This window comes from Pseudolysinimonas kribbensis (assembly GCF_039531715.1).
Lineage (GTDB): Bacteria > Actinomycetota > Actinomycetes > Actinomycetales > Microbacteriaceae > Pseudolysinimonas > Pseudolysinimonas kribbensis.
This window is the reverse complement of sequence record NZ_BAAAQO010000002.1, coordinates 788893-806580: the sequence shown is the minus strand read 5'-3', so window position 1 is coordinate 806580 and position 17688 is coordinate 788893. Positions and strand designations below refer to the sequence as shown.

General features: G+C 71.5%; 17 protein-coding genes. 7 read left to right on the top strand and 10 right to left on the bottom strand.

The features are described from left to right. Positions 1-31 precede the first annotated feature (31 nt). Genes ABD285_RS04650 through ABD285_RS04640 form a run of 3 tightly spaced genes read left to right on the top strand, consistent with a single transcriptional unit; the run spans position 32 to position 2963 of the window. Entirely contained in the window at positions 32-2209 is a 2178-nt protein-coding gene (locus tag ABD285_RS04650) for an APC family permease (RefSeq protein WP_425564938.1), read from the top strand. After that, positions 2209-2592, top strand: a complete 384-nt coding sequence (locus tag ABD285_RS04645; protein WP_284254100.1) for a fluoride efflux transporter FluC — start codon at positions 2209-2211, stop codon at positions 2590-2592. Before ABD285_RS04650 ends, ABD285_RS04645 begins: the two co-directional genes overlap by 1 nt. Further along, the gene (locus ABD285_RS04640; RefSeq protein WP_284254099.1) at positions 2592-2963 is read left to right on the top strand and encodes a FluC/FEX family fluoride channel; all 372 of its coding nucleotides are present in this window, start codon (positions 2592-2594) and stop codon (positions 2961-2963) included. The genes ABD285_RS04645 and ABD285_RS04640 overlap by 1 nt, the downstream gene beginning before the upstream one ends. A 7-nt stretch (positions 2964-2970) precedes the next feature. Here ABD285_RS04640 and ABD285_RS04635 read toward each other — a convergent pair whose 3' ends face one another. Genes ABD285_RS04635 through ABD285_RS04620 form a run of 4 tightly spaced genes read right to left on the bottom strand, consistent with a single transcriptional unit; the run spans position 2971 to position 7411 of the window. Next, on the bottom strand, positions 2971-3897 hold the full coding sequence (locus ABD285_RS04635; RefSeq protein WP_425564937.1) for a carbohydrate ABC transporter permease: 927 nt from the start codon (positions 3895-3897) through the stop codon (positions 2971-2973). Further along, the gene (locus tag ABD285_RS04630) at positions 3894-5009 is read right to left on the bottom strand and encodes a carbohydrate ABC transporter permease (RefSeq protein ID WP_284254098.1); all 1116 of its coding nucleotides are present in this window, start codon (positions 5007-5009) and stop codon (positions 3894-3896) included. The genes ABD285_RS04635 and ABD285_RS04630 overlap by 4 nt, the downstream gene beginning before the upstream one ends. Before the next feature lie 39 nt (positions 5010-5048). Then, positions 5049-6275, bottom strand: a complete 1227-nt coding sequence (locus tag ABD285_RS04625) for a sugar ABC transporter substrate-binding protein (protein ID WP_284254097.1) — start codon at positions 6273-6275, stop codon at positions 5049-5051. Then, positions 6272-7411, bottom strand: a complete 1140-nt coding sequence (locus ABD285_RS04620) for a LacI family DNA-binding transcriptional regulator (RefSeq protein ID WP_344200701.1) — start codon at positions 7409-7411, stop codon at positions 6272-6274. Before ABD285_RS04620 ends, ABD285_RS04625 begins: the two co-directional genes overlap by 4 nt. 133 nt (positions 7412-7544) lie before the next feature. On the opposite strand from ABD285_RS04620, the gene ABD285_RS04615 reads away from it, so the two are divergent. Next, positions 7545-9458: an MGH1-like glycoside hydrolase domain-containing protein gene (locus ABD285_RS04615; protein WP_344200698.1), complete on the top strand. Its 1914-nt coding sequence runs from the start codon at positions 7545-7547 to the stop codon at positions 9456-9458. A gap of 32 nt (positions 9459-9490) precedes the next feature. On the opposite strand, the gene ABD285_RS04610 is transcribed toward ABD285_RS04615, so the two are convergent. Beyond that, positions 9491-10594 carry an NAD(P)-binding domain-containing protein gene (locus tag ABD285_RS04610; RefSeq protein ID WP_284254095.1) on the bottom strand — a complete coding sequence of 368 codons (1104 nt, stop codon included), beginning with the start codon at positions 10592-10594 and terminating at the stop codon, positions 9491-9493. Positions 10595-10735: 141 nt separating this feature from the next. Between ABD285_RS04610 and ABD285_RS04605 the strand changes: the two genes are divergently transcribed. Next, positions 10736-10942 carry a DUF3073 domain-containing protein gene (locus ABD285_RS04605; protein WP_284254094.1) on the top strand — a complete coding sequence of 69 codons (207 nt, stop codon included), beginning with the start codon at positions 10736-10738 and terminating at the stop codon, positions 10940-10942. A 4-nt stretch (positions 10943-10946) separates the two neighbouring features. On the opposite strand, the gene ABD285_RS04600 is transcribed toward ABD285_RS04605, so the two are convergent. After that, the gene (locus tag ABD285_RS04600; RefSeq protein ID WP_344200694.1) at positions 10947-11909 is read right to left on the bottom strand and encodes a carbon-nitrogen hydrolase family protein; all 963 of its coding nucleotides are present in this window, start codon (positions 11907-11909) and stop codon (positions 10947-10949) included. 23 nt (positions 11910-11932) lie between these two features. Continuing rightward, complete coding sequence (purM, locus tag ABD285_RS04595; RefSeq protein ID WP_284254092.1) at positions 11933-13027, bottom strand: phosphoribosylformylglycinamidine cyclo-ligase; 1095 nt, start codon at positions 13025-13027, stop codon at positions 11933-11935. Positions 13028-13050: 23 nt separating this feature from the next. Here purM and ABD285_RS04590 point away from each other — a divergent pair, with 23 nt between their 5' ends. After that, on the top strand, positions 13051-13602 hold the full coding sequence (locus tag ABD285_RS04590) for a hypothetical protein (RefSeq protein WP_284254091.1): 552 nt from the start codon (positions 13051-13053) through the stop codon (positions 13600-13602). Between the two features lie 7 nt (positions 13603-13609). On the opposite strand, the gene ABD285_RS04585 is transcribed toward ABD285_RS04590, so the two are convergent. Beyond that, positions 13610-14233, bottom strand: coding sequence for a TetR/AcrR family transcriptional regulator (locus tag ABD285_RS04585; protein WP_344200690.1), 624 nt, complete (start codon positions 14231-14233; stop codon positions 13610-13612). Between the two features lie 102 nt (positions 14234-14335). On the opposite strand from ABD285_RS04585, the gene ABD285_RS04580 reads away from it, so the two are divergent. Then, the gene (locus tag ABD285_RS04580) at positions 14336-15841 is read left to right on the top strand and encodes an MFS transporter (RefSeq protein ID WP_344200687.1); all 1506 of its coding nucleotides are present in this window, start codon (positions 14336-14338) and stop codon (positions 15839-15841) included. A gap of 85 nt (positions 15842-15926) precedes the next feature. On the opposite strand, the gene ABD285_RS04575 is transcribed toward ABD285_RS04580, so the two are convergent. Continuing rightward, positions 15927-16325, bottom strand: a complete 399-nt coding sequence (locus ABD285_RS04575) for a YciI family protein (protein ID WP_284254088.1) — start codon at positions 16323-16325, stop codon at positions 15927-15929. Further along, positions 16322-17584 (bottom strand): RNA polymerase sigma factor, encoded by a 1263-nt coding sequence (locus ABD285_RS04570; RefSeq protein WP_284254087.1) that lies wholly within the window; start codon positions 17582-17584, stop codon positions 16322-16324. Before ABD285_RS04570 ends, ABD285_RS04575 begins: the two co-directional genes overlap by 4 nt. Positions 17585-17688 lie beyond the last annotated feature (104 nt).

The following is a 17688-nucleotide window of genomic DNA, read 5'->3' as shown; positions in this document are numbered from 1 at the left end:
CCGGGTGCGCGCGAGTGTACGCTGGCCACCCGTGACTGACGAGCGGTCGACCGATGCGTCGACGGCGGGCGACCAACCGGAGCGCCGCGCGAAGCGCTGGCTGATCGGCGAGCCGCTCCCCTCGGACAAGCTCGAGGGGCAGCTCCTGCCCAAGCACCTCGCGCTGCCCATCTTCTCCAGCGATGCGCTCTCCTCCGTGGCCTACGCGCCGCAGGAGATGATGCTCGTGCTCCTCGGCGGCGGGCTCGCGTTCCTCGCGTTCACGCCCTGGGTCGCGGCCGTCGTCGTCGTGCTGCTGCTCGTCGTCGTGCTCTCCTACCGTCTGCTGATCAAGGCGTACCCGTCGGGCGGCGGCGACTACGAGGTGGCGAGCAAGAACCTCGGCGAGAAGGCCGGGCTGGTCGTGGCCGCAGGCCTGCTCGTCGACTACATCATGACCGTCGCCGTCTCGGTCGCGTCGGGCGTCGACAACATCATCTCGGCCTTCCCGGTGCTCAACCCGTTCCGCGTGGAGCTCGCGGTCGGTTTCATCGTCGTGCTCGCCGCCGTCAACCTGCGCGGCGTGCGCGAGTCGAGCAAGGCGTTCGCGCTGCCGACCTACCTCTTCATCGCGAGCATCGGCGTGATGGTGGTCACCGCGCTCGTGCGCACGGCGCTCGGCGACGCGCCCGTCGCCGAGAGCGCCCACTACGCGGTCAAGGCCACCCAGGACGTCACGCAGGCCGGGTTCGTGCTCCTGCTGCTGCGCGCGTTCTCGACCGGATGCTCCGCCCTCACCGGCGTGGAGGCGATCTCGAACGGCGTCCAGGCCTTCCGCCGTCCGAAGATCCAGAACGCCCAGCGCACGCTCGTGCTCATGGGGTCGGCGGCGATTCTCATGTTCATCGGGCTCGTCGCGATCGGGCTCATCGCGAAGGTGCATTACGCCGCCGATCCCTGCAAGGAGTTGGTCGGCTTCGCCTGTAATGCGGGGCCGCAGCGCAGCATGATCGCGCAGCTGGCCTCGAGCACGTTCGGCGACAACTCGATCCTGTTCTTCTGCGTGCAGGCGTTCACGGCTCTGGTGCTGCTGCTCGCGGCCAACACCGCCTTCAACGGGTTCCCGCTGCTCGGCTCCGTGCTCGCGACCGACCGCTACGCCCCCAAGTCGCTCGCCACCCGCGGCGACCGCCTCATCTTCTCGAACGGCGTCATCGCGCTCGCGCTGGCCGCGGCGATCATCGAGGTGATCTTCCGGGCCGACGTCACCGCGCTCATCCAGCTGTACATCATCGGCGTCTTCGTCTCGTTCACCCTCGGGCAGACCGGCATGGTGCGGCACTGGCGCCGGCTCATCCGCGAGACGCCCGACGGTCGGGGCCTGCACCGCGCCTACATGGTGGTCAACACGATCGGCGCGCTCATGAGCTTCTCGGTGCTCGTCGTCGTGACGATCACGAAGTTCACGCAGGGCGCGTGGATCGTGTTCGCGATCATGCCGGTCCTGTTCGTGCTCATGCTCGGGGTGAACCGCTACTACCGCGACGTGAGCAAAGAGGTGGAGGCCGACGCCACCACGACGTTCGGCGCCACCGGCGACCACGCGATCGTGCTCGTCGGCCGGATGCAGAAGCCCGTGCTGAAGGCGCTCGACTACGCGATCGCCGCGCGGCACGACTCGATCGAGGCGATCCACGTGTCGATCGACGACGTCGCGTCGGAGGAGCTCGAGCGGGAGTGGGAGGCGCACAACATCAAGGTGCCGCTGCGCATCCTCGACTCGCCGTACCGCGATATCAGCCTGCCGCTGATCAAGTACATCAAGCACCGGCGGGAGGAGCACGGCTCCGAGGTCGTCACCGTGTACACGCCGCAGTACATCGTGGGCCACTGGTGGGAATCGATGCTGCACAACCACGCGGCCCGACGCATCCGGCACAAGCTCATGCTCGTGCACGGCGTCGTGCTCGCCCTGGTGCCGTGGCTCCTCGACTCGTCCGACATGATCTACGGTCGCCGCTCGCGCCCGCTGCCCGGTCAGGATCGCCGCGGCGAGCCGCTGCGCCCGGTGATGCGCCGGCCGATGCCGCCGGCCGCCACACCGACGGGACGCAAGCAGGCCGCCCGTCAGAAGGCCGTGCAGGATCAGGCCGTGCGCGCGAAGGCGGCACCGCCCGCGGCCGACAAGCCCGCGGCGAAGGGTGCCTCCGCCGGCGCCGGCACGCGTTGATGCCGATTCTGGCCGTCCTGCTGGGCGGGATCATCGGCACCGGGCTGCGACTCGGGCTCGACGCGCTCATCCCGCACGGCGACGCGCAGTTCCCGCTCTCGACGCTCGTGATCAACATCGTCGGGTCCTTCCTGCTGGCCCTGCTCGTCGCCCGGATCTGGCCGATCGCGGCCACCTGGCTGAAGGCCGGGCTCGGCACCGGGCTGCTCGGCTCCTTCACGACCTTCTCGGCGTTCGCGGTGTCGCTCGTGACCCTCACGCGCTCGGGCGCCGGCTGGCTCGCGGTCGTGTACCTGGTGCTCTCCGTCGCCCTGGGGCTCGCGGCGGCGTTCCTCGGGCTGCGCTTCGGCCGCCGACCCGAGCCGATCGAGGCCGACGAGTGATGGTCGTCATCGCCGCGCTCGGAGCCGGCGCGATCGGCGCGCTGCTGCGCTACGGCGCGACGCACCTGACCGGGATGCCGCGCCGCCGGCTCCCGTGGGCCGTCTTCGTCGTCAACGCGGTGGGCTGCGCGATCGGGGGCGTGGTGCTGGGGCTGTCGGACGCGCACCTGATCGGCGGCGACATCCGGCTCATCGTGCTCGGCGGTCTGGCGGGCGGGCTCACCACGTTCAGCACCTGGAGCACCGAGACGGTGCAGCTCGCGATGGCGAACCGGTGGCGCACCGTGCTGCTGAGCGTCGCGGCGAACCTGGTCGTCGGGGTCGCGGCGGTGGTCGTCGCCGACCTCGTCACGGTCGCCGTCGCCGGTTGAGCGGCCCCTACTCCTTCACCGCCCCCGTGCTCTGGTTGACGATCCGGCGCTGGAAGATGAAGAACACGATCGCGACCGGGATCGTCATGATGGCTCCCGCGGCGAGCTTGAGCGGGTACTGGGTGCCCTGACTCAGCTGCCCGTTCGAGAGCATCGCGACGCCCTTGGTCAGCGTGGTGAGCGACGGATCCTGGGTCGAGATGATGAAGTGCTCGAGCTCGTTCCACGATCCCTGGAAGCTCAGGATGATGATCGTGATGAGCGCGGGCATCGCCATCGGCAGCACGACCGACCAGAAGATGCGGAAGGTGCCGGCGCCGTCGATGCGGGCCTGCTCCTCCACCGAGACCGGGATCGACTCGAAGAAGTTCTTCATGATGAAGACGCCGGCCGCGTCGGTCAGCAGCGGCAGGATCATGCCGGTGTAGCTGTCGTAGATGCCGAGCTGGTTGATCACGAGGAACTTCGGCAGCATGAGCACGACGTTCGGCACCGCCATTACCGCGACGACGAGCGCGAACACGACGTTGCGCCCGCGGAACCGCAGCCGCGAGAGCGCGTATCCGGCGAGAGAGTCGAAGAAGACCCGACCCGCCGTGACGAGCAGCGTCACGATGAGCGAGTTCTTGAACCAGACCGGGAAGTCGGAGTTGAGGAACAGCTTCTCGTAGGCGGCGGTCGTCCACACCTGAGGGATGAGCGAGAGCGGGTGGGCCGCGGCATCCGGCTCCGTCTTGAACGACGTCGCCACGTCGATGAGGAACGGGAAGATGTACAACACCGCGATCGCCACGAGAATCACGTAGACCACGGCCTGGCCGGCGATGCGCCCCGGGGTCCAGTGCTCGCGGGTGCGCAGCGGGCGGGCGGGCCGGGTCGCGCCGCCGACCAGCGCCGCGCCCTCCGCGAGCTCGGTCGGCGTCGTCACGGTCATCGTGCCGCCCCCGTCCCGGAGCGCGCGGCCGTGCGCTGGTAGTCGGTGATCCACCGCATCCGCCGCTTCGACACCGCCCGCTCGGCGAGCACCCACCGCTGGATGAGCGTGAAGATGATGATAATGGCGAACAGGATGAAGGCGATCGCCGCGCCCTGTCCCCACTGGTTGCCCTCGAACGCCGCCTGGTACGAGAGGTAGGCCGGCGTCAGCGTCGTCTTCGACGGCGCCCCGCGGGTGCCGGTGTAGATCTGGTCGAACACCTGCCAGCAGCCGATGAGGCCCAGCGTGATGACCGTGAACAGGGTCGGCTTGAGCTGGGGAAGCGTGACGCGGAAGAAGCGCTGCCTGCCGTTCGCGCCGTCGACCATCGCGGCCTCCTCGACGTCGCCCGACAGGTTCTGCAGCGCGGCGAGGAACAGCAGCATGAAGGTGCCGCTCGTCGTGAACACGGCGAGCAGCACGAAGGCGAACATCGCGACGCTCGGGCCGCCGATCCAGTCCCACCAGCTCACGCCGAGGATCGTGTGGCCGGTCAGGAAGCGCGGGCCGCTCTGCGCGCCGAAGTGGAAGATGCCATCCGGGTCGTTGAACCAGTTCGGCCCCTTCACGCCGAACCAGCCGATGACCGCATTGATCGCGCCGCTCGTGGAGAACAGGAAGAGCCACAGCACCGTGATCGCCACCGAGCTCGTGACCGACGGGAAGTAGTACGCCGTGCGAAACGCCCCGCGCAGCCTGAGCAGGCGGCGGTTGACCATCGTCGCCAGGAACAGCGCGACGATCGTCTGCGTCGGCACGACCAGCAGCACGTACCAGAGGTTGTTGCGCAGGGCGACGCCGAAGTCCTGCTCGGCCAGGCCGCCCGCCCAGAGCACCTGCCCGTAGTTCTGCGCGCCGATGAAGTGCACGTCACCGGAGATGGGGCTGCCCCGCCCGGTCCAGTCCGAGACGCTCACCCAGAGCGCCATGAGCACCGGCACGAGCAGGAACAGCCCCAGGATGACGAGGACGGGAGCGGTGAACAGCCAGCCCGCGGCCGCCTGCCCGCGCGTGATCCCACGACCGGAGCGCCCGCGGCTCCGGCGCGTCGGCATGGTCGCAGCGGTCATGTCCGCCCTCCCGATCCTCGTCACCTGGGCTCGAGGCCGCTACTTCAGCAGCGCCTCGAGGTTCTTCTGCGTCGACGACAGGATCGTCTTCGGGTCGGCGGTCGTGAGCTTCGCGACCTGCGCGTTGAAGTCCGACACCACGTCGGCCGACCCCTTCGCCGCCGGCACGCCCTTCGCGTACGAGGCGGCTTCCAGGAACGGCGCCAGGTTCGGGAACTCCTTCTTCCACTCACCCGCGGCGGACTGGATCGAGGGCATGACGCCGAACGCCTTCGAGAAGGCGAGCTGGTCGCTCTTGCTCGTGAGCGCCTTGACCAGGTCGACCGCGCCCGACTTGTTCTTGCTGTCGGCCGCGATGCCCCAGCAGTTGGTGAACTGCAGGGTGCCGGCGCCGGCCGGTCCCTTGGGCAGCGGCACGACCTTGTACTTCACGTCCGGGTAGTCGTTCTGCTGCGACCCGGTGATCCAGTTGCCCTCGATCGTCATGGCGCCGAGCTGCTTGCCGAAGGCCTCGCCGCCCCAGCCGGCGCCCACGTCGGCCGCGTACTTGAAGTCGCCCGCCTTGAGGTTGTCCTGCACGTACTGCAGGGCCTTCAGGTTGGCCGCGGAGTCGGCGGTCGCCTTGGTGCTGTCCGCGTTCATGAGGTTGCCGCCGGCCTCGGTCATGAACGCGCCGACGCGCGCGTACTCGCCGCCGATCACCAGACCGGTCTGCGTGCCGGTCGTGAGCTTCTTGGCCACGGCGGTGAGCTGATCCCAGGTCGTCGGGTAGTCGGCCTCGGTGAGCCCGGCCTTCGACCACGCGTCGGTGTTGATGATGAGCTGGAGCGTCGAGAAGTCCTTCGGCGCGCACTGCAGCTTGCCGTCGTAGGTGAACGACTTCACCAGGCTCGGGTAGAAGTCGTCCTTGTTCGCCAGCTTGTCGCCGTAGGCGTAGATCGAGCCGTTCGAGGCGTACCCGGCGAGCGCGTCGGTCGACAGGTAGAACACGTCGGCCGGCTTGCCCGAGCTGAACCCCTGCGCGAGCTGCTGATTGAGGTCGGATGCCGCCTGCACCGTGGCCTTGATGCCCGACTTCTTCGACCAGTCGGCCACCGCCTGCTTGACGGCGGTCGTCTCGGCGGCACCCGATGAACCGATGAGCACCGTCAGCGGCTTCTTCGACTCCTGCTTGCCGCCGCCGGAGTTGAACCCCGACCCGCACGCGGCGAGCGTCACCGCGGCGACGGCGGCGACGAGGACCGCCCCTGCCCTTGTGATCTTCATTCCTCTTGCTCCCTTTCGTTGTGATCGAAGGCCTTGCTGCCTCCGGCCTCCTCGACGGGCGCCAGGTGACTCGACCGGCGGACGATGAGCTGCGGGGTGATCAGGCGATGGGCGGCATCCGCGGCGGCGCTGCCGTGCGGCAGCACACGCGTGCCCTCCGGTCCCATGAGCAGCTCGAGAGTCGCGCGCGCGACGACGTCCAGCCGCTGGTCGACGCTCGAGAGCCCGACCGCCTTGGCCACGGGCGTGTTGTCGAACCCGATCACGGGGAAGTGCGGGTGACCCGCCTCGCGGACCGCCATCATGGCGCCGAGGCCGAGTGCGTCGCTCGCGCAGACGAGCGCGTCGAGGCCGGCCCCGGATGCCAGGAGACGCTCGACCGCGATGCGCGCGTTCGGCACGCCCTCGGTCGCCTCGATCGTCAGCTCCGCAAGGGCCGACGCGCCCAGGCCGAACGCGGTGACCATCGCGGCCTCCCAGCCCGAGCGCCGGTCATCGCCGGTGCCGGAGCCGGCCGGCCAGCCGAGGAAGCCGATGCGGGTGAGGCCCCGGCCGATGAGATGCTCGGTCGCGGCACGCACGCCCGCGCGGCCGTCGACGTCGACCCAGAGGCGATCGGGATCGTCGGCCCGCTCGGCGCCCCAGGGCCGGCCGAATGCGACGAACGGCATCCGCTCGCGCGCGAGCCATTCGATGCGCGGGTCGTCGTACTGGGTCGCGGTGACCACGACGCCGTCGATGTCGGCGCCGTCGCGCAGCCGGGCGTAGTGCGCGATCTCGTCGGCAGGATCGCTCGCCGTGAACAGCGTGATGCGCATGCTGCGCCCGTCGGCGTGGGCGACGAGGGCGTGCAGGTAGCGGTCGAGGATCGAGCCGGAGATGCCGCCCGCGACCGGATCGAGCCGGATGCCGATGGTCGAGCTCTGCCGGGTGCGCAGCCGCCGGGCGGAGGCGTGCGGGCGGTAGCCGAGCTCGTCGATCGCGAGCTGCACCCGGTTGCGCGTGGCGGGGCGCACCACCTCGGGCGAGTTGAGCACGTTGGAGACGGTCTGCCGAGAGACGCCCGCACGCGCGGCCACGTCGTCGACGGTCGGCAGCTGCGCGCCGCCCCCCTGCACCGTCGCGCTCGTCGGCATCTGGCCTCCTCGCCGGATTCGAACGATCAAACCTCGCGAGACCGAGAGTAGTTTGAACGATCAAAGAACGGGTGTTATGTTACCCCCCGTCCGAGGGGTGTCAATCGGAGCCCCGGAGAACCGCGAGGTCGGGATGTCGTCAGCACCGCATGCACACGGGCTGCAGCCCCTGCTCCACGAGGCGGTCGTCGCCCTGCACGCGCCGGTCCAGGTGTGGTCCGGCGCCGACGGGGGGATCGGCGCGGAACCGGTGCACGGCGTGTACGTCGGCGACATCCGGGTGCTGCGCGGGCTGCGGCTCACCGTGGGCGGTGCCGTCGGCGAGCACCTGCTCACGACCTCGATCGATGCCGGTACCGTCGAGTTCACGACGCTCTTCCGCGGGCTCGACGGACCCGGCGCCGACCCCGACGTGCGAGGCACGCTCACCCGTCGCGTCACCGCGGACGGCGTCGAGCACCGCTTCGAGCTGAGCTCGCGGCTGCCGCACGACCTCGCCGTCGAGCTCGTCGTGGAGCTCGAGCCCGACCTCACGCCCATGTCCGCGGTGAAGGAGGGCGTCATCCCGGGGGCCGGCATCTCCCCGACCAGGACGGATGAGGGAATCGAGTGGTCCGGCGGCGGCGTCCGGGCCCGGATCACGGGCGCGGGCTGGGACGCGACCCTCTCGGATTCCTTCACCCCTCCCGTGATCGCGATGCGCGGGCGGCTACGGGTGCCGGCGCACGGGGCGGGGTCGGCGGGCCTCGCGCTGCGGGTGCGCGACGAGCACGCCGTCGTGCGGGCCGCCGGTCCCGCGACCATCGCGCGGCCGGCATCCCGGCCCGCAGACGACCGGCTCGCGCGCTGGCTCGACCGGGCGCTCGGCGACCTCGACGCGCTGCGGCTCGAGACCTCCGACCTGCCGGGCGAGGCCTTCCTCGCCGCCGGCGCGCCGTGGTTCCTCACGCTGTTCGGGCGCGACGCGATCTGGGCGGCCCGGATGCTGCTCCCGCTCGACACCCGCATGGCGGGCGGCACGCTGCGGGTGCTCGCCGCCCTCCAGGGCACGCGCGACGACCCCGGGTTGGCCGAGCAGCCGGGCAAGATCCTGCACGAGCTGCGACGCGACGAGCTCGCGCTGCCGAGCCAGGGCATCCGATTGCCGCCGCGCTACTACGGCACCATCGACGCGACGCCGCTCTGGGTGTCGCTGCTCGCCGATGCCCGACGCGCCGGGCTGCCCGACGGCGAGGTGCGGGCGCTCACTCCGAACCTGCGCGCCGCCCTGCACTGGATGCGCGACGCCGGCGACAGCGATGGCGACGGTCTGCTCGAATACGTCGACACCTCCGGGCGCGGGCTCGCGAACCAGGGATGGAAGGACTCCGGCGACTCGGTGCAGTGGCGCGACGGACGTCTCGCCGAGGGACCGATCGCGTTGTGCGAGGTGCAGGCGTATGCGCACCGCGCGGCGCTCGACGGCGCGGAGCTGCTCGACGCGTTCGGCGATCACGGCGAGGGGGATGCCTGGCGGGCCTGGGCGGAGGCCCTCGCGCAGCGCTTCCGCACCGCGTTCTGGATCGACGATCCCGCCGGCGCCTATCCGGCGATCGCACTCGACGCGCACAAGCGCCCGGTCGACACCGTGACGAGCAACATCGGTCACCTTCTCGGCACCGGACTGCTCAACCGCGACGAGGCCGCCCTGGTGGCGCAGCGGCTGGTCTCCCCCGAGCTCGCGTCGGGGTACGGCCTGCGCACCCTCTCGACGGACGCCGCCGGATACTGGCCGCTCAGCTACCACGGCGGCAGCGTCTGGACCCACGACACCGCGATCGCCATCACCGGACTCGCAGCGGAGGGGTTCGGTGACGAGGCGGCGGACCTGGCCGAGGGCCTGCTGCGGGCGGCGGTCGCGTTCGAGTACCGGATGCCGGAGCTCTACGGCGGCGACCCCGCGACCACGACCCCCGCGCCCACCCCGTACCCGGCCGCCTGTCGCCCGCAGGCGTGGAGCGCGGCCGCCGCGGTCGCGGTGTGGGCGGCGCTCGAGCGGGTCGAGTAGCGCCGCAGGCGCGCTGAGCGGTAGCGCCCGCTCTACCGGTCCAGCGAGGACAGGGTCGCGATGACCTGGCGCGCGATCGTGCGCCCCGCGCGGTTCGCGCCGATCGTCGACGCGGTCGGTCCGTACCCGGCGAAGAAGACGCGGGCGTTGCGGGTCGCCGCGCCCTGCCCCACGGTGATTCCACCGGCCTTCTCGCGCAGCTTCAGTGGCGCGAGGTGCCGCAGCTCGGGCCGGAAGCCGGTCGCCCAGATGATCGCGTCGGCGTGCTGGAAACCGCTGTCCGGGAAGCGCACGCCGTCCGGTTCGATGGAGCTGAACATCCCGCGCGGCGAGAGCAGGCCGCGCTCGATCGCGGCCTGGATGCGGCGCGAACGGGGCACGCCGGTCGTCGAGACGATGCTCGGCAGAGCCCGTCCCTCGCGCGCGGCCTCATCCTGCAGCGCGACCGCGCGGGCGCCGGCCTCGATGTTGAGATCCTGCGGCCCGTCGAGGTAGTTGACCGGCCGGCGCGTGCACCAGGTGATCGAGCCGGCGACCCCTTCGAGCTCGAGCAGGAAGCCGATGGCGCTCGTGCCGCCGCCGACCACGACGACGTCCTGGTCGCGGAACTCCTCGGCCGCCCGGTACTCGCTCGTGTGCAGGTGGCGGCCCGCGAAGTCGTTCATCCCCGGATACCACGGCACGAACGGCGCGCCCCAGGTGCCCGTCGCGTTGACCAGCACCGTCGTCGAGACCTCCCGCGAGCCGTACGACCCCTCGAAGTGGACGACGACGCCGTCGAGCGTCGGGTCGACGCGCGTGACGTCGGCCGGTCGCACGACCTGCAGGCCGAAGTGCTCCTCGTACCGCGCGTAGAAGTCGGCCACGACCTGCTTCGCCGGCACCTTCCGATCGGCGGAGTCGAAGCTCAGCCCCAGCTCGTCCATGCCGGGAAGGTCGTTGACGCGGTGGGCGTAGCCGAGCTTGAGGGCCTCCCAGCGCAACTGCCACGCGCCGCCGGGGCCGGGGCCGCGATCCAGGATCACGAAGTCGTTGCCGGGATCGAGCCCTAGGCGCCGCAGATAGAACGCCACCGAGAGGCCGGCCTGGCCCGCCCCCACGATCACCACGGAGGTGTCCGTTCGCGCCTCGGTCACCCGGTCTAGCGTACCGGTGGGGGATCGACTGTCCCGGGGTCGCTCTCCGACGGCTGACGGATGCTCCAAAGCGGCCGCGTGTTAGACTCGCCGCCAGTCTTTTCCACTCCCATTCGCCAGAAAAACACGAGGGGGTCACGCATGGGGCGCGGCCGTCAGAAGGCTAAGCACACCAAGGTGGCTCGGGATCTGAAGTACTTCAGCCCGGACACCAATTACGGTGCGCTCGAGCGTGAACTCGGCGGCAACCCCCGCCTCGAAGAGGACCTCGACAAGTGGCCCGAGTACTCGGCGTACGACGACGCCGATGAGGACTCCGTCGACGAGGACGAGACGAAGTCGGCCTGAACCGCTAGTCGGCCGATCCGCTCCGGCGGTGGACGATGTCCCGCGGCCGATCGTCGACCTCGAGCCGGAAGACGTCGCTCCGGCCGTAGTGGCCGGTGACGTCGAGGTCGCTGCTGCGCCGGTCGCGCTCGTCGAGATCGATGGTCGCGTGGATGATCGCCTCGCCGCGCACCGGTTCCACCACGAAGGTCCCATCGGGCCCGATCACCGACGACCCGCCGTCGAGGCATAGCTCCGGGTCGTCGACGAGGGGCCCGATACCCCTGTCGTACGCCTCGCGCAGCCCCTCGGGCACGTCGGCGAGGCGCAGGTACGTCGCCGCGGACACGACGAAGCAGCGGCCCTCGAACGCGTAGGTACGGCTCGCCAGCACGTGCATCTCCGGCTGATCCGGCCATACGGCCACGTGGATCTGCTCCTCCTGAGCATGCAGCGCCTGGCGGGCGAGCGGATGCCAGTGCTCCCAGCAGACGAGTCCCCCGACCCTGCCGACCGGCGTCGCGACCACACGGAGCCCGCGCGCGTCGCCCGCGGCCCACGCGATCCGCTCGGTGTGGGTCGGCGTGAGCTTGCGGTGGAGGTTCAGCAGCGCGCCGTCGGGTCCGATCGTGGCGATCGAGTTGTAGACGCTTCCGGCCTCGGCGCCCGCGCGCTCGTTGAGGCCCGTGACGAGCGTGACCCCGTGATCGACGGCGATCTGCCGCAGCTCGGCGAACCGCTCGTCGCCGACGACGAGGCTCTCCTGCAGGAAGCGCGCGTACCAGTCGCGCCCCTCGGGGTCGTCCCAGCCGGCCATCGCGAACATCCACGCGGGGTAGCCTCCGAGCCACGCCTCCGGGAACGCGACGAGCTGGGCGCCCTCGGCGGCCGCCTGCCCGACGAGCCGTCGCGCGCGGCGCAGCCCCTCCGCGACATCCAGCACCGCGGGAGAGTGCTGGACGACGGCCACCTGCCGCGTGCGGGTCACCGTCCTATCATCCTCCGGCGGGCTCAGCCGCGGTATGCGCCGACCAGGCGCACGGCGCCGCCCTCGACGCCCTTCGCACCGGCGACGAACCCGCCGAGGTCGCGCGCGGTCGTCTCCACTCGGCCCGCGACCCAGGCCGGCAGCCCGGCCGACGTGAGCCGGTGCGTCACCGCGCTCGCGGCATCCTGCGCCACGATCGCGAGCATGCCGACCCCGAGGTTCCAGGTGCCTTCGGTGTCCTCCAGCGCGAGCCCGCCCCACTCGGCGAGCACGCGGAACACCGGCTGCGGCGCCCAGGTGGAGCGGTCGAGCTCGACCCAGCTGCCGCGCGGCAGCACGCGCGCGAGGTTCGCGGCGATGCCGCCGCCGGTCACGTGCGAGAGCGCGTGCACCGCGCCGCCCACCTCGTCGATCACGCCGAGCAGGGGCGTCGTGTAGAGCCGGGTCGGCTCGAGCAGCACCTCGCCGGCGACGCCGCCGAGCTCGTCGCTGCGGTCCGCGTAGCCGACGCCGCGGTCGGCGAGGATCTTGCGCACGAGCGAGAACCCGTTGCTGTGCAGGCCGCTCGACGCGATCGCGACGACCACGTCGCCGTGCTGCACGCGCTCAGGGCCGAGGACGGCATCCGCCTCGACGACACCGACCGCGGCACCCGCCACGTCGTAGTCGTCGGGATCCACGAGACCCGGATGCTCGGCCGTCTCGCCGCCGACGAGCGCGGTGCCGGTCTCGGCGCACGCGCGCGCGATGCCGCCGACGATCGACGCGATCCGCTCGGGCACGACCTTGCCGCACGCGATGTAGTCGGTCATGAACAGCGGGCGCGCGCCGACCACGACGATGTCGTCGACGACCATGGCCACGAGGTCCTGGCCGATCGTGTCGTGCTTGTCGAGCGCCTGGGCGATCGCCACCTTGGTGCCCACGCCGTCGGTGCTCGTCGCGAGAAGCGGCCGGCGGTACGCCGTGAGCGCCGAGACGTCGAACAGGCCCGCGAAGCCGCCGACCCCGCCGAGCACCTCGCTGCCGTGCGTGGCGGCGACCGCCGCCTTCATGAGCTCGACCGCGCGGTCGCCCGCCGCCGTGTCGACCCCGGCCTCGGCGTAGCTGTCGGTCACGCCTTCAGGCTAGCGTCGGGGCCGTGTCGTTCATCCCGCCCCACGCCTGGGCGGCCTCCGAAGACGCGAGCGTGCCGGTGCTCACGGTGCTTTATCTGCGCGACGCGCTGGGAATCGTCGATCCCGGCGGCCTGCCCCGTCTGGAGGGCACCGGACTGCCGGAGGTCGATCCCCCGGACGTGCGCATCGGGTGGGCGTGGGCGCGGTGGTGGATCTCGACGGTCGAGGCCGACCGGCCCGGGTTCGCCGTCCTACCCGAACTCGACGGCGCATTCGGCGCACTCATCGGCCGGCACCTCGACAGCGCGCGGGCGTGGGCCCAGGTGGCGCATCAGGTGGCCGGCGAACGCGCGGCCGCCCGGCACGACCTGACGCTCGGGGATGTCGTGCGCGAACGCGAGGCGGAGCTCGGTCGCCACGCGCACCCGTTCCGCCTGCGGGTCGAGGTGCTGCCCCTGGCCGAGCCCGGCCTGTGGTGGATCGGCGAGAGCGCGATCGCGGTCGACGAGAGCGTCCGCGCCGAGCCGGTGCTCTACGCGGATGCGCTCCGCCCCGTGATCGAGCAGCTCGCCTGATGGGCGGTCAGCCGGCCAGCGCGGGATGCGGGGCGAGGCCGACGGCCGGCAGGAGGACGCCGTCCAGAACGGAGATCAGGAACGCGCGGTCCACCGGCTTGCGCAGCAGCAGGGTGCGATGCGCGACCATCGCGGCGGAGACCAGCGCGAGGGTCTCGACGTCGCAGTCCGGTCGGATCTCCCCGCGGTCGATGGCGCGCTGCAAAAGGAACCGGTTGGCGCGCAGGCGCGGCTCGACGATCGCCTCGCGTGCCGCGTCGGCGAGCTCGGGGTGCGTCGACAGCATCGAGACGAGGCCGCCCATCACCTTGAGCTTCCTCTCCGCGTCCTCGATGGTGTGCGGCTCGATCATCGCGACCATGTCGCCACGAAGAGTGCCGGTATCGGGCAGCGCGTCGAGGTCGAGGGAGGAGTTCTTGAGGCAGGCGACCGCGTCGATCACGAGCTCGCTCTTCGACGCCCAGCGCCGATACACCGTCGCCTTGCCGGCCTTGGCCCGCGCGGCGACCATGTCGATCGTCATGCCGTCGTAGCCGGTCTCGGCCAGCACCTCGCCCGCGGCGTCGAGGATCGCGCAGTCGCGCGTCGCGTCGCGCTTGCGCCCGGGGCGCGGGGCGTCGTGCTGCGTCATCGCGGCGTGCCCTCTCTCCTCGTCGGTGCCATGGTACGCCCTCGGCGTAATTCAGGAACTGGTCATTTCCGATACTAGCCGGTTCCGTATATGCTCGCCGGCATGCCCGATATCTCCTCCCCCACGGACCACGCCGCGCGTCGCCGCTGGTGGACCCTCGCCGTCGTCGCGCTCGCGCAGCTCATGGTGGTTCTCGACTCGACGGTCGTGAACATCGCGCTGCCGGTGGCTCAGCGCGATCTCGGCTTCAGCGACGGTGACCGTCAGTGGATCGTGACCGCGTACTCGCTCGCGTTCGGCAGTCTGCTGCTCCTCGGCGGACGCATCTCCGATCTGATCGGGCGCAAGCGCGCGTTCATCATCGGGCTCATCGGCTTCGCCCTCGCCTCGGCCCTCGGCGGCGCCGCTCCGGACCTCGGCGTGCTGATCGCCGCACGCGCGCTGCAGGGCGCATTCGGCGCGCTGCTCGCCCCGACGGCTCTCGCGGTGCTCGCGACCACCTTCACGATCCCGCGGGAGCGCTCCCGTGCGTTCGGCGTCTTCGGTGCGCTCGCCGGAGCCGGTGGCGCGATCGGGCTGCTCCTCGGCGGCTATCTCACCCAGTACGCCGATTGGCGCTGGAACCTCTACATCAACGACGTCATCGCCGTCGTCGCCGTGATCGGCGCGATCGCGCTCGTGCCGGCGATCGCGCGCAGCGGCCCGCGGCCGCGGCTTGATGCGCCGGGGACGCTGCTCGTCTCGGCCGGCCTCTTCGCGTTGGTCTACGGGTTCTCGAACGCGGAGACCGACAGCTGGAGCGCGCCGCTCACCTGGGGCATGCTCACGGCATCCGGGCTGCTGCTCATCGCCTTCGTGCTGTGGCAGCGCCGCGCCGCGCACCCGCTGCTGCCGCTGCAGATCGTGCTCGACCGCACCCGCGCGGGCGCCTACGTCGCGATCCTCCTCGCGGGGGTCAGCATGTTCGGCATCTTCCTGTTCGTCACCTACTACCTGGAGACGAACCTGAAGCTCAGCCCGATGTCGACGGGGCTGGCGTTCCTGCCGATGATCGGCATGCTGGTGCTCGCCGCCCAGCTCGGGAACAACCTTTTCGTGCCGCGCTTCGGGGCCAAAGTGCTCGTGCCGATCGGGATGACGCTCGGCGTGGTCGGCATGCTGCTGCTGACCCGGCTCGACGTGCACAGCACCTACGCCGGCGGCGTGCTGCCGGCGCTGCTGATCCTCGGCACGGCGATGGGCACGATCATGCCGTCGTCGTTCCAGAGCGCCACTCTCCGGCTCGACCCGCGTTTCGCCGGCGTCGGCTCGGCCATGACCAACACGAGTCAGCAGGTCGGGGGCTCGGTCGGCACGGCGCTGCTCAACACGCTCGTCGCCGGTGCGACCACGGCGTACGCGACCTCCCACGTCGCGGAGGGGGCCAGCGTGACAGCGGCGGCCGCCATCCACGGCTACACCGTCGCGTTCTGGGTCTGCGCCGGGGTGTTCGCGGGCGGCGCGGTGCTGACAGCGCTCCTGTTCCGCCGGCACCGGCTCGCGCTGGGCCGCATTCCCACGGCGGCGGTGCCGACGATCACGGCGAGCCAGCAGGTCGTCGCCCACTGACGACGGATCGCCGGGTCGGGGTTCCCGACCCGGCGATCGTCCGGGTGAACCGTCGGCCTTCCGTCGGGGGCCGGTGCGGCGTGTGTCAGACCGCGGCAGCATCCTCGCGAGCGCGGATCGTCTCCTCGAGCTTCTCGCGCCCCTCGATCGGCTCCATGAGCGGCAGCACGATCACGCGACCGAAGCGCGCGCAGGGGTGCCGGGAGCCGATCTCGGTCGCCGCGGCGAGATCCGGTGCGGTGATGAGGTCGAAGCCCACGAACCACTCGGTGTACTCCGCGAACGGGCCGTCGCTCACGGCGACCGCTCCCGCGCGCTTGGTGACCATGCGCGCATCGGAGGGCGTCGTGAGGCGTTCGCCGAAGATCCGGATGCCGGTCGGGTCGACCGTGTCGAGCCAGTCGGCGATGTCGTCGGACTCGGCACTCCACGGCTCGCCGTCGGGCGCCGTCGTGTACAGCAGCAGGTACTGGTTGTCGGTCATGATGCTCCTTCTCCTGGGGTGGGTCGGTCGGTGGATGGGTCGGTGAGTCGTTCGGCCTGCGTCGCCAGCCAGCGGCGCTCGGACGAGTTGGATGCCCGCGACGCGGCCAGTGCATAGGCGGCGCGTGCCGCGGCGGTCGCCCCCGCGCGCTCGAGCAGGCCCGCCCGCACGGACGGCAGCCGGTGCCCGCCGGCGAGTCGCTCGTCGCGCTCCAGCTCGGCGAGCTCGGCGAGCCCGGCCAGCGGACCGCGGGCCATGCCGATCGCCGCGGCCCGGCCGAGCCACGACGCCGGGCCGGGCTGCAGCCGCACGAGCACGTCGTACAGCCCGACGAGCTGCGGCCAGTCGGTGTCGGCGGCGGTGCTCGCGGCGGCGTGCACCGCCGCGAGCGCCGCCTGCACGTGCATCGGCGTCGCCACGCCGTCCGCGAGTGCGGCCGCGGCGAGCGCGCGCCCCTCGACGAGCTGGTCGTCGCGCCAGAGCCCGCGATCCTGCAGCGCGAGCGGCACCGGCAAGCCGTCGGCGTCGGTCCGCGCCGGCGTGCGGGCGTCGGTGAGGAGGAGGAGGGCGAGCAGCGCCGTGGTCTGCGTATCGGCCGGGAGGGCGTCGTGCAGCATCCGGGTCAGCCGGATCGCCTCCGCGGTCAGCTCGGCGTGCACCGGCAGCTCGCCGTCGGAGGGCGCGTGGCCCTGGGTGAACATGAGGTAGAGCGTCGAGCGCACGGCGTCGGCGCGTGCCGCGAGCTCCGCGGCGTCGAGGGAGCCGAACCGGCGACCGGCGTCGTCGATGGTGCGCTTGGCGCGCGAGAGCCGGCGCGTCATCGCGGCCTCGGTCGCGTAGAAGGCGGACGCGATCTGCGCCGTCGTGAGGCCGCCCACCGTGCGCAGCGTGAGCGCGACCTGCGTCGTCGGCTCCAGCGCCGGATGGCAGCACAGCGCGAACAGCGCGAGCGAGTCGTCGCGCGCGGAGGCGGCGCCCTCGTCGCGCAGGTCGAGGGCGGCGTCGCGCTCCTCGCGATCGCGCCGCGCGGCATCCGAGCGGACGGCGTCGATGTAGCGGCGGCGGGCGACCGTCAGCAGCCAGGCGCGCGGGTCGTCGGGAAGGCCGGTGCGCGACCACGCCACCGCAGCCTCGGCGAGAGCCTCCTGCACGGCGTCCTCGCTGTCGGCGAGGTTGCCGTAGCGGCGGGCGAGCGCGGCGACGACGAGGGGGACGGCCGCGCGCACGGTCGCCGCGATGAGGGTGTCGTCGGTCGGCATCGTCGTCTCCTTCCCGGAACGCTGTCACACCATGGTCGGAGCCGACAGACGCAACCGGACATCGGATCGCGGATGTCCTCCCGCGTCCGCCGGCTTCGACCTCT

Excerpts from the sequence above, each read along its gene's own strand:
- ABD285_RS04580 (WP_344200687.1), top strand. The coding sequence starts at position 14,336 with ATGCCCGATATCTCCTCCCCCACGGACCACGCCGCGCGTCGCCGCTGG.
- ABD285_RS04615 (WP_344200698.1), top strand. The coding sequence starts at position 7,545 with ATGTCGTCAGCACCGCATGCACACGGGCTGCAGCCCCTGCTCCACGAG.
- ABD285_RS04630 (WP_284254098.1), bottom strand. The coding sequence starts at position 5,009 with ATGACCGCTGCGACCATGCCGACGCGCCGGAGCCGCGGGCGCTCCGGT.
- ABD285_RS04640 (WP_284254099.1), top strand. The coding sequence starts at position 2,592 with ATGGTCGTCATCGCCGCGCTCGGAGCCGGCGCGATCGGCGCGCTGCTG.
- ABD285_RS04575 (WP_284254088.1), bottom strand. The coding sequence starts at position 16,325 with ATGACCGACAACCAGTACCTGCTGCTGTACACGACGGCGCCCGACGGC.
- ABD285_RS04620 (WP_344200701.1), bottom strand. The coding sequence starts at position 7,411 with ATGCCGACGAGCGCGACGGTGCAGGGGGGCGGCGCGCAGCTGCCGACC.
- ABD285_RS04585 (WP_344200690.1), bottom strand. The coding sequence starts at position 14,233 with ATGACGCAGCACGACGCCCCGCGCCCCGGGCGCAAGCGCGACGCGACG.
- ABD285_RS04645 (WP_284254100.1), top strand. The coding sequence starts at position 2,209 with ATGCCGATTCTGGCCGTCCTGCTGGGCGGGATCATCGGCACCGGGCTG.
- ABD285_RS04605 (WP_284254094.1), top strand. The coding sequence starts at position 10,736 with ATGGGGCGCGGCCGTCAGAAGGCTAAGCACACCAAGGTGGCTCGGGAT.
- ABD285_RS04625 (WP_284254097.1), bottom strand. The coding sequence starts at position 6,275 with ATGAAGATCACAAGGGCAGGGGCGGTCCTCGTCGCCGCCGTCGCCGCG.
- ABD285_RS04635 (WP_425564937.1), bottom strand. The coding sequence starts at position 3,897 with ATGACCGTGACGACGCCGACCGAGCTCGCGGAGGGCGCGGCGCTGGTC.
- ABD285_RS04570 (WP_284254087.1), bottom strand. The coding sequence starts at position 17,584 with ATGCCGACCGACGACACCCTCATCGCGGCGACCGTGCGCGCGGCCGTC.